Annotated in this window: 12 protein-coding genes and 1 tRNA gene; 3 read left to right on the top strand and 10 right to left on the bottom strand. The window is 46.2% G+C overall.

The genetic code is table 11. The annotated features are described in order from the left end of the window. Positions 1 to 431: 431 nt before the first annotated feature. Positions 432 to 833, bottom strand: coding sequence for a hypothetical protein (locus ADA01nite_RS20515; RefSeq protein WP_146812297.1), 402 nt, complete (start codon positions 831 to 833; stop codon positions 432 to 434). Positions 834 to 1,001: 168 nt separating this feature from the next. Beyond that, complete coding sequence (locus ADA01nite_RS20510; protein WP_246147440.1) at positions 1,002 to 1,658, bottom strand: HAD family hydrolase; 657 nt, start codon at positions 1,656 to 1,658, stop codon at positions 1,002 to 1,004. A gap of 241 nt (positions 1,659 to 1,899) precedes the next feature. Between ADA01nite_RS20510 and hcp the strand changes: the two genes are divergently transcribed. Beyond that, positions 1,900 to 3,198 (top strand): hydroxylamine reductase, encoded by a 1,299-nt coding sequence (gene hcp / locus ADA01nite_RS20505; protein ID WP_146812296.1) that lies wholly within the window; start codon positions 1,900 to 1,902, stop codon positions 3,196 to 3,198. Positions 3,199 to 3,323: 125 nt separating this feature from the next. Here the strand turns inward: hcp and ADA01nite_RS20500 are convergent, their stop codons facing one another. The 7 genes from ADA01nite_RS20500 to ADA01nite_RS20470 form a co-directional block, all read right to left on the bottom strand. Further along, positions 3,324 to 3,650, bottom strand: a complete 327-nt coding sequence (locus ADA01nite_RS20500; RefSeq protein WP_146812295.1) for a cupin domain-containing protein — start codon at positions 3,648 to 3,650, stop codon at positions 3,324 to 3,326. 95 nt (positions 3,651 to 3,745) lie between these two features. Further along, positions 3,746 to 4,660 carry a ribonuclease Z gene (locus ADA01nite_RS20495; protein WP_146812294.1) on the bottom strand — a complete coding sequence of 305 codons (915 nt, stop codon included), beginning with the start codon at positions 4,658 to 4,660 and terminating at the stop codon, positions 3,746 to 3,748. A 68-nt stretch (positions 4,661 to 4,728) separates the two neighbouring features. Further along, a complete protein-coding gene (locus ADA01nite_RS20490) occupies positions 4,729 to 5,850 on the bottom strand; it encodes a toxic anion resistance protein (RefSeq protein ID WP_146812293.1) in 1,122 nt (373 codons plus the stop codon). 32 nt (positions 5,851 to 5,882) lie between these two features. Then, positions 5,883 to 6,557 (bottom strand): 5-bromo-4-chloroindolyl phosphate hydrolysis family protein, encoded by a 675-nt coding sequence (locus ADA01nite_RS20485; protein ID WP_146812292.1) that lies wholly within the window; start codon positions 6,555 to 6,557, stop codon positions 5,883 to 5,885. A gap of 210 nt (positions 6,558 to 6,767) precedes the next feature. Beyond that, complete coding sequence (locus ADA01nite_RS20480) at positions 6,768 to 7,091, bottom strand: thioredoxin family protein (RefSeq protein ID WP_146812291.1); 324 nt, start codon at positions 7,089 to 7,091, stop codon at positions 6,768 to 6,770. 15 nt (positions 7,092 to 7,106) lie between these two features. Then, entirely contained in the window at positions 7,107 to 7,595 is a 489-nt protein-coding gene (locus ADA01nite_RS20475) for a DinB family protein (RefSeq protein WP_170230404.1), read from the bottom strand. 37 nt (positions 7,596 to 7,632) lie between these two features. After that, positions 7,633 to 8,427, bottom strand: a complete 795-nt coding sequence (locus ADA01nite_RS20470) for an enoyl-CoA hydratase (RefSeq protein WP_146812289.1) — start codon at positions 8,425 to 8,427, stop codon at positions 7,633 to 7,635. 189 nt (positions 8,428 to 8,616) lie between these two features. On the opposite strand from ADA01nite_RS20470, the gene ADA01nite_RS20465 reads away from it, so the two are divergent. Then, the gene (locus tag ADA01nite_RS20465; RefSeq protein WP_146812288.1) at positions 8,617 to 8,796 is read left to right on the top strand and encodes a hypothetical protein; all 180 of its coding nucleotides are present in this window, start codon (positions 8,617 to 8,619) and stop codon (positions 8,794 to 8,796) included. A gap of 219 nt (positions 8,797 to 9,015) precedes the next feature. Beyond that, positions 9,016 to 10,119, top strand: a complete 1,104-nt coding sequence (tnpB, locus tag ADA01nite_RS20460; protein ID WP_146812287.1) for an IS200/IS605 family element RNA-guided endonuclease TnpB — start codon at positions 9,016 to 9,018, stop codon at positions 10,117 to 10,119. A 370-nt stretch (positions 10,120 to 10,489) separates the two neighbouring features. Here the strand turns inward: tnpB and ADA01nite_RS20455 are convergent. Then, positions 10,490 to 10,563 (bottom strand) — tRNA-Ile (locus ADA01nite_RS20455). Positions 10,564 to 10,567 lie beyond the last annotated feature (4 nt).

The following is a 10,567-nucleotide window of genomic DNA, read 5'->3' as shown; positions in this document are numbered from 1 at the left end:
ATAGACATTAGACACACAATCTACGTCTATTCGGTATGGACATTCTTCAGTTTTTTCGTCTTCTAATCAAGCACACGGCTCAGGGCTCAGATATAAAAGTTATTTACATCTTGTTAGTATCCTCTATCGGTGTACTTTCCAACTATACCACCATATGTAACAATACATGAATTTCCCCATCGCTTTATTGATTTTGCCGTTAATTCTCCTACTCCTTCTTCGCCAGTATAGTATATTGAAGCAGGCCATGTATCAGTCAAACCATACCATCTATCCACTTCTACGTATGTAGTAACCCAAACATCATCAGGTTGCACAATAGTAGATGGATTAACGTTATTAGAGCTATTTAACTCATGAGATTCAATTGATGTTGCGCCTACTAAAGATGCAGAAAATAGAAGTCCCCGATACTTCAAACTAATGGTTTACTAATATTGCTTAGAAATATTTTTACTTTTCAAAAATTTTATCACGGGGTCTATTTCTCTTGAACGTAACATGATTTTGTTATTCTCATCTAGTAAAATAATAGTTGGAAAATCATTTATTCTAAATTGTTCAAATTGTTTCTCGCGAGAAGGTTCATTTAAAAATAATATTTCTTCTACAGGGTAACTAATTAAAAACTGTGGTTGAGCAAATCGTTTATTAATATAAGATGTAGATTCATTAGTAAAGATCAGTACCCTATATTTTTTAATCGGAATAGATACTTTATGGGTTTTCAGTTGCAAAGGTCGAGTATTATTAATTGATTTTACATAACTACTATAGAAATATCCGGTGATAATCGCTAGAATTAAAGCAATAATGACTTTATCCATTTTCATAACATCATCTCCCTTAATCATATTTCCTTCTAACATAAAATATCTTAATTAATTTTACCATTTATTAGAAATAGATATAAGCACTCTTATCAGAATTTAAATTGAGTGTTCCTTACCACCTTCGAATCCTTCAACAGTTTTTAAAGAACTTTGCGACCTCTGTTTCTTCTACAACAAAAGGTTTACCAATTCCCGCATATCGGTAAAGCGGGCAACCGGGTACACCCCTTTCTTCTTCATATCCTCGCCGCTTCCTTTATAAGCGGCAAATTTAATGCCGCCGTCCTGTGCGGCTTTGCCGTCAATCCAGGAGTCCCCGACCAGCATCCAGCGCTCTGCAGGTACATCGGGATAATGACGCAGGATATAATGAACGCCTGAAGGTGACGGCTTAAGTGCCGTCATCTGCTCCCGCCCGACGATATAATCGAAATAATGACCGATTCCCGTCTCTTTTAATGCTTCCTGTGCGGCTACGCAGGCGTTATTGGTTAGCACAACAAGATGGCAATCCCCGCAGATTTGATCAAGCACCTCGGTCACATAGGGTTCCAGCTTCGCCCCATGCATTCCTTCCTTTTCGAATTCAGCTACCGTATCCCAGATGCGCACCTCGGTTTCCTTTCTTAGTCTGCCTGACTGTCTTGCCATCTCAATTAATTGGGACGCGGTATAACTGCGCCAGTCCAGATCCGGTTTGCATAGCTCGCTCTCCGTAAGCAGTTCAAATACAGCCCGTTTCATTCCTGCAAAATCAATATTCGATTGAAGCAGCGTGTTATCCATATCAAAAATAAGTCCGTAACGACATTTTTGTTTCTTCATTATTTTCCTCCTGTCTTACTTTCTATATATCTTCATTGTAGAAGTTACGGCGGAAACTTTCATGAATAAACTTTCGATATAGCGCGAAAACCTCTTCATATTAGTTGAATTTGAAAATTCTGTGACACGTACCTTATCTGTGATAAGTATCACAGGCTTTTCCTCTTCTCCCCTTTATAGTTGCACTATAAGGTTCACCCGGCACAACAGGGTGGAACAATGCTAGGGGGAGGCATAACAAATGTTTTGTTATCAATGCGAACAAACGCCAAGCGGCGGATGCAAAGTTATCGGGGTATGTGGGAAAAATGAAGACATCGCAAGCTTGCAGGATACAATCATTTTCGGTCTGAAGGGAATTGCCGCGTACGCGACACACGCGCGCCAGCTCGGCTATTCCGACCCGTTTGTGGATGCTACGACGCATGAGGCGCTGTACCTCACATTAACGAACTCCAACTTCAATATGCAGGAACATATCGACATGGCGATGAAAGTCGGCCAGGCGACGGTGCGTGTTATGGATTTGCTTGACCGCGCCCATACGGAACGTCTCGGCATTCCGCAGCCAATTCGCGTGTCTCAGAATAAAATCGAAGGCAAATGCATTGTCGTTACCGGACATAACCTGTTTGCGCTCGAGCAGTTGCTCAAGCAAACTGAAGGCAAAGGCATCAACATCTACACTCACTCGGAAATGCTGCCGGCGCACGGATATCCGGAACTTAAAAAATACCCGCACCTGAAAGGAAACATTGGTAAATCATGGTTCGACCAGCGCCGTCTGTTCGAAGAATTCCCGGGTGCCATCCTGGCCACCACTAACTGCGTGATGCCGATTAAAGGCACATACGCAGACCGCTTCTTCTCTTATGAAGTAGCCGGACTCGAAGGCGTAACAAAAATCCTAAATGATGACTTCACTCCGCTCATTGAACGTGCGCTGGAGCTTCCAGAAGCCAATATTGAGTCTGATCAAACATTGCTTACAGGCTTCCATCACGAAACAGTTCTAGGTATCGCTCCGGAAATCATCGATGCGGTAAAAGCAGGTAAAATCAAACGTTTCTTTGTTATCGCGGGCTGTGACGCACCGGGCAAAGGCGGCGAATACTACCGCGAACTCGCTACGTCCCTTCCACCGGAAACGGTCATTCTGACAACGTCCTGTGGTAAGTTCCGCTTCAACGATGTAGACTACGGTACAGTTCCGGGTACAAACATTCCGCGCTATATCGATCTTGGCCAGTGCAACAACTCCGGCTCTACGGTAAAGATTGCTATGGCGCTCGCCGACGCATTCGGCTGTGAAGTTAACGAGCTGCCGGTCAGCATCGTGCTTTCCTGGTTCGAACAGAAAGCGGTAGCTATCCTGCTCGGCCTGTTCAGTCTTGGAATTCAAGATATCCGCATCGGTCCTAAGCCGCCGGAATTTATTACACCGGGCGTACTGAGCGTACTGCAAGAAGCATTCAGCCTTAAACTCATCGGTAATGCACAAGAAGACATGAAGACCATGCTGGCTCTTTCCGCAAACTAAATAAACCTTACTAAAAACTCGCGGGCCAAACGTTTCCTCACCCCCAACAGAAGCTTAACGTTTGGCCCGCGAGTTTTTCTTATCGATGCATAAAAAGAAAAGGCGGGGAAAGCATCTCCCCGCCTCTAGTTTTTGCTCATGCCGCACGTCGTGTCGCTTCCTATTTTAATCACCAGCAGGCTCGTATCTTCAAGCGCCTCCAGCTCATGCTCTTCTTTCGGATCCATATGCAGCACAACATCCTTTGTCAGATCCACCGTCTCTTCCCCTACGCCGAACCGTACCCGGCCGGAGACGACATGTATGATTGTGTCACTCGGTGTATGATGTCGGCCAACCTTCTGTCCCGCCTTCAACTGTAGATTAATAACGGCTCCGCTTGAAAATTCCAATACGCTCGTCTTGCCAATGGTCCGAGCTTCCAACAAATTTTTTAATTCTGCAACTTTCATGATTATAGCCTCCAGACCTTGTTATTGTCTTTTTGTCTATCATAAGGCCTGGTGTGCATACATTCAGTGACAATCGTCACCTTTCACGCAAATATTTACTCCTTCTCGAAAAACAGACTGGTCGTCATACGATCATGCCCGAGCTTCGTCTCCGGAAAAATGCGACGAGCAACCTCAATGTATTCTTCCGGATCATGCAGCGAAGGACTGTAGTGGGTGAGCCAAAGCTCCTTTACACCGCTTTGCCGGGCCAGCACGGCCGCCTCCTCAAACAGCATATGGCGATGCTCTTCGGCTTTAGGCAAGCTCTCCGCGTCTCCGTACATGCCCTCACCGATAAATAAATCGGCTTCGCGAATGAACTCAACCAATTCATCTACTGGCCGTGTATCAGTGCAATAGGCCACTTTCAGGCCCCTGCGCGGCTCTCCAAGCACCATATCGGGCGTAAAGGTCTTCTCCTTATAGGTAACCGTTTCTCCCTTCTGTAGACGGCCCCAGAAGGGCAGAGGGATAGCCAGCTCTGACGCTCTTGTCGGATTGAACTTCCGCCCCCGTTTGATTTCCAACGTATAACCGACGCAGGGCACTGTATGGTAAACAGGTAGCGTTCGTACGATAAAGTCTCCGATGCGCTGCTCTGTAGGTTTCTGATCCGATATTTCGACCAGATGAAGATCATACGGGAGATGCGGCGCGATTACCGTCATACCCTGTACGACTTGGACGAGTCCGGGTGGACCGACAAGCAGCAGCGGTTCCGTCCTTCCGGCATTGGCGATCGCAAACAGCAGGCCCGGCAGGCCCGCCACATGGTCGGCGTGGTAATGGGTGAAGCAGATCGCCTCAATCGACTTAAACCCCCAGCCGAGCATCTTCATCGTTACTTGCGTTCCTTCTCCACAGTCGATAAGTACCATCTTACCGTTATAGGAAGCAAGCATGGCCGTAAGCCAGCGTTTCGGGAGCGGCATGGTACCACCGCAGCCCAATAAAGCAATGTCCAACATGGCACTTCTCCTCTGCAAAAATAACTTCTGTCTTTTATTTATAAGAAACAAACGAATTATCCTTTCCGTTATCCGATATTGCTCGCTTTGCTTAGCTTGCCGACCATATCTTGTTCAATATGTGAAAGCTCATGTTCAATCTGCCTCCGCTTCTCGCTGCCTTCCTGTTGAATATGCAGGGTCTCTTCAAGAATCGTTCGCAATTCTTCCTGCATCTCCTTGAACGCCTCCAATTCGGCTGCCGTATGGCTCTGTTCGTGAACCATCTTCCTGTTACCGGTGTGGATCGTTTCCGCATTCTGCTTCAACAGCGCTTTTGTCGCTTTCATTGTCTGCCTTTGTGCAGCGAGTGCTTGCTGCTGACGCAATTGCGTAAGCAGGATTACCACCTGACTTTTCCAAAGCGGGATCGTCGTCAAGACGGATGCGCGAATTTTTTCCATCAACAGCTCATAGTTTTCCTGGATAAGCCGTATTTGAGGAGCGGTCTGCAGAGCAATAGCCTGGCTAATCAGCAAATCCTGCATCTTTTTTTCCAGACGGTCAGCAAAGCGCTCCATATCCATATATTCCTGCATCTGAAGCGGATCGCCCCCCGATTCCTCCGCTTTTTTCCGAAGAGAGGGCAGCGTATGTTCTCGCAGTTCTTCCAACTTCTCTCTGGCGGCAATGATATACATATCCAATTCGTTAAAGTAATCTTTATTCTTCGTATACAACACGTCCAGCATGGTTGTGTCACGAAGCATTTGGTGGCGCAAGCGCTCCAGCGTATCGGCCATTCGTTCCATCTCCTGGTTGGTTTTCTGGCAGCGGGCCAGAAATTTTTGTTTTGCTTTTGAAGAGGAAAAGCCGAATAAGCGAGCAAAAAAGCCGCGCTGGGCGGCAAATATTTCATCGGGATGAATCTCCCCCAGTCTATCCAGCAGCGTGCGCAGGATGCTTCCGATTTGTTCTTCGGTCTGCCGGGCGCGCACCTGGTTCAACATGCCGTCCGCCAGACGGGCCAGCTTACCTTGAATATCCGCCCCGTATTGTGTCAGCGTATGTGGATGCTCCGGGGAGATTAAACGCGCCAATTCCTTTACCCGCATCTGCTGTTCCCGTGAAAGCGGAAGTTTTGTTTCCTCATTCGCTTCTAAACGCTCTGCGGCTTTTATAAAGAACGGGTATTCTTTTGAGCGGCTCATCCATTATCTCCCCTTTCTTCCGGTATGCTTTCCTACCGTTTGATTTCGTCTTTATGTTCTTCGCGTTCCGGCAGCGTAAGCGTATGCTCAGACCGTGTACCAATCGATTTTTTCAATGTCTCAATTTCCACATCCAGATTAAGCACATCATCTGACAATACCTGCATCAATTCCTCTTCCAATGCTGCAATAATATCGTCAAGCATGGCCTCCGTTTTCTTAAGCGCCATCGTCATTTCAGTGTTTCGAACCGGCTGCGAGAGAAGAAATGTATATTTTTCCAGAATTGTAATTGTGGAGTCAAGGTAACTTGCGAAGAAGTTGCGGGCAGAACGAAAACGATATGGCTGTTCCTCGACAATCGTCAAGATGCGGCGCGCCACTTTGTACAGATGCGATGACTTCTGCCAAATGGCAATGGACCGAATACGGAACTGCAGACGGCGAATGGTTTTAAGCTTTCTGCGCGCGTCCCGTAAGTTTTGCTTTATATAAACGCGATCCTGCTTGTCCAAATCGAAGTCATGCGTGGCAGGCGCCGCAAAGCGCCGTCCGCTTATCCACATCGAAAGGGCAAAGACTGCTACACTTGCGAAAAAGGCGGGTGTAAATTCTTCGTCAAACAGAAAGAAAAACAAAAATAAGCTTCCAAATGCAATCATACCGGAAAGCATTATGCGCCATACGGTCGTCAGTAATCTTTTCATCGAGCCTCACCCCGTTATTTCCCTTGGCATATATTTTATCTTACCATAGGCTTTCCCGGAAACCTAATTAGGTTTCTAATTACTTATACGGTTTATACTCTTTCACGTTTCACTGATTCTTTACCCTTATTATGGCGAAGAAACGGGGAAACAAAAAACAAGGCAAGACTGTTTCACCAGTGCTTGCCTTGTTCCCCTACAGCTTGTCGTTCACATAACCAGCTCATAATACTTTCGTATGTCCGCTTCTAACTCACCCATCGTTACAAAACGGGCTTTACGCATGACTTCTTTTCCTTCGACAAACAAAAGCAGAACCGGTGCGGTAAATACGGAGAACCTTCCTGCCAATTCGGGAATATCATCGATTTGTGCAAACGAACTCTCTATATGCGGAAACTTCTGCAGCATGGCCTCCACTTTCGGCAATAGGGCATGACACACGCTGCACGTTTGCTGAGAGATGTACAGAAAACTCATCCTGTGGGTAGCGATAAGTGTCTCGATGTCTTCAAGCCGTGTTAGCTGCCTCATATCGCCCCCTCCTTTTTACGAGCTTGTCGCTTGCTTATTCACTATACGCTTCATGGCGTTAATATAACCTGTATGTACCGCTTCATGGTAAATGGCCATATTCATTAATTCTCCGACTGTCTCCATCCGCAAACCTGATTGTAGAGAGAACGGAGAAGACAGCGTTTCATCCAATCGTGCCGCTGCACTTTCTTTGGCGCGTTTTTCCTGATCTTTAAGCTGATCGATAATTTCCTGCAGGGACGGCGGCGCGCTTTTCCAATCATCCGGCTTGGTTCCATTGGCAAAAAACTCATTATAATTTTTCGGAAGCTTCCCGGAGCCGGTCGGAACTGTAAATAAGAATGCTTCGGTCACAAGCAGAATATGTCCCGCATGCCAGTGAATATTGTTGTTGAACCCTTCCGGCTTTTGTCCGGCCGCTTCTTCTGTTACATTCTCCAGGGCGCTCAACAGGCGGTTTCTTGCAATAGTAAATTGTTTTACCACAAATTCATTTTTCATGATTTCCCATCCTTTCATGTTGTATTCATTATTTAGATTAACATCCTTTCCAATTCGGTGGGCGTTTTTCGAGAAATGCACAAATACCTTCTGTGGCATCGGCTGCGGTGGCGTTCAGGCTCATCACCTCTTTAGTATAGGAGTAGGCAAGAGACTGGGGCATATCCAGCTGCTTATAGAACGCCTGTTTACCAATTCCTACGGTAAATGGACTAGCTTCGGCGATTTTTAGTGCGAGCGCTTTGGTCTCCTCTTCGAGTTTATCTGCCGGTACGACTCTGTTAATTAAGCCGGCCATGACCGCTTCTTCAGCGGAAAGCGCTTCGCCCGTGAGCAGCATTTCCATGGCTTTTTTGCGTCCTACTGCGCGGGAAAGCGCTACCATCGGCGTCGAACAGAAAAGGCCGATTTTCACACCCGGGGTGGCAAAGCGGGCGTCTTCTGTTGCTACAGCCAAATCACATGTAGCAACCAGCTGGCATCCTGCTGCCGTAGCAATACCATGTACTTGCGCAATAACCGGCTGAGGAATCGCTTGAATTGTTTCCATTAATTTTGTGCACACCTCGAACAGATTACGGTAGAAGGCAGGCGCCTGCTCCACCATTTCACCTAAATCATGACCCGCGCAGAAGGCTGGCCCGCTTCCTCTCAGGATAACAACCGCAATCTCTTTGTTCTTTGCGATGCTTTCGAAACAATGAATCAGCTCCTGCATATGCCCAAGGGAAAGCGCATTACGTTTTTTAGCGCGATTCATCGTTACGTAGGCAATCGAGGAATTCGTTTCAAACAAAATATTGCTGTATTGTACCGTCTGCGTATCTGTCATACCCAATTTCCTCCTTCTACACATTTTCACGTTTATTTAATAGTTTAAATTTTCAATATTTTAATCATAGCAGTTCTTTTAAAAAAATCATAGGTTATAGTTGATAATGAATAAAAAGTGTTTGCATGACTCGCAGAAACGTGTAAAGATAGTAAAGCAATATTAATTCATCAGGGGAATGAAAACAGCATGGCAAGGGAATCATATATCGAAATTCATATGACGGAAGAAGAGAAGGAGACATTAAAGCAGTTTGCGGAAGCAATAGGATGGACATTTTCGGAACTTGAAATGTTTTTAACAAAAGAATTTATTCGCAAAATGCATAACAAAAAAGAGAATTCCGTAGGCTCCAACTCTCTTACGTAACCAAAAAAGCGATCCGCCTTAGTTGCAGATCGCTTTTTTGGTATCGCTTTATTTTTTATCATATCGGCCGAGAAGACTCCCGCTTCTAACCGAAGTGAAAGTGGGGGATGAATGGGCTTCGGACAAGGCGTGTCTTCTGGCACGTCCATTGTTCGACTGTTCTTTTCTCTCCTCTTTAGATTCTGTAAAATATACGCAATCGAAGGAGGTGAAAAACGAATGAAACGGCACAAAGCATTCAAGTTTCGTCTCTACCCTACAGTGGAACAGGCAACGCTCATCAACAAAACCATCGGATGTTGCCGATTCGTGTTCAACCATTTCCTCGCATCGTGGAAGGATGCCTTCAAACAAACAGGAAAAGGTCTCACGTATGGGACATGTTCCGCCCAACTTCCTGCATTAAAGAAAGAGTATGAATGGCTAAAAGAAGTTGATTCCATTGCCATTCAAACGTCTGTGCGACATCTTGCGGATGCGTTTACGCGATTCTTTAAAAAACAAAATGACAGGCCGCGTTTTAAAAGCAAGAAAAATCCTGTCCAGTCGTACACCACAAAACAGACAAACGGAAATCTTGCGGTGGAAGGCAATCAGATCAAGGTGCCGAAACTCGGATTTGTTCGCTTTGCGAAAAGTCGTGAGATCGAAGGGCGTCTTCTTTCCGCTACGATTCGCCGCCATCCATCGGGGAAATATTTTGTCTCCCTTCTATGCGAAGTAGGGATTCAGCCGTTGCCTAGAGTCCATCAACATGTCGGTGTAGACTTAGGCATCAAGCATTTTGCGGTTTTATCGAACGGGGAACCGCCTGTCGAAAATCCGAAATATTTACACAGGTATGAATCGCAGCTTGCTCGCTGGCAACGCATCTTTTCCCGCAGGAAAAAGGATGGGAAAAACCGTGAAAAAGCAAGAATCAAGGTGGCCCGTCTGCATGAGAAAATCCGCAACACCCGGCAGGACTTCCTGCACAAGCTGTCCACAAAGCTGATTCGTGAAAACCAAACGATCTGCCTGGAGGACTTGCAAGTAGGAAATATGCAGAAAAACCACAACCTGGCAAAAGCCATCGCCGATGCGTCATGGTCGGAGTTCCGGTCGATGCTGGAGTACAAAGCGGAATGGTACGGACGTACGATCAGCATTGTGAGTAAGGGATTTCCATCGAGTCAGTTGTGTTCTGGTTGTGGATACCGGAACAAGGACGTAAAAGACTTGAACCTGCGTGAATGGGACTGCCCTGCGTGTGGTTCGCATCATGACCGCGATACGAATGCCGCTATCAATATTTTGCGAGAAGGGATGAGACTGTTAGCGTAAGCGAACCAACCGCAGGAACTGCGGAGGTAGCCTGGTGGTACGAACCGGAACATCATCGTAGATGACCGTACCCATTCTGCCCGGTAGGGTGGACGACCCAGGAATCCCCCACTTCAAAAATGGTAAGATTTTAAGTGGTGGGAGTGTTCAAAATTAAGAAAAATTCGCGGACGTTGCCGCTCGTTCTTTTTCCACACAGAAAACAAGCGGCCGCTTTGTGGCCCTTCGGCCGGACCGGCAAAACATCCGGGCTTACAAACGGAAGAAAAATATATTTTGCTTTATCACTGTAAAGCTAAATATACTTTTCTATACAAAAAAAGACCCGGCTGCCCGGAGTCATAATTGTCTTTATAAATATAAACAAAAGTGGGCCTAGGCTGACTCGAACAGCCGACCTCACGCTTATCAGGCGTGCGCTCTAACCAACTGAGCTATAGGCCCGCAT

The organism is Aneurinibacillus danicus (assembly GCF_007991215.1).
Classification (GTDB): domain Bacteria; phylum Bacillota; class Bacilli; order Aneurinibacillales; family Aneurinibacillaceae; genus Aneurinibacillus; species Aneurinibacillus danicus.
This window is presented reverse-complemented; position numbering and strand designations above follow the sequence as displayed.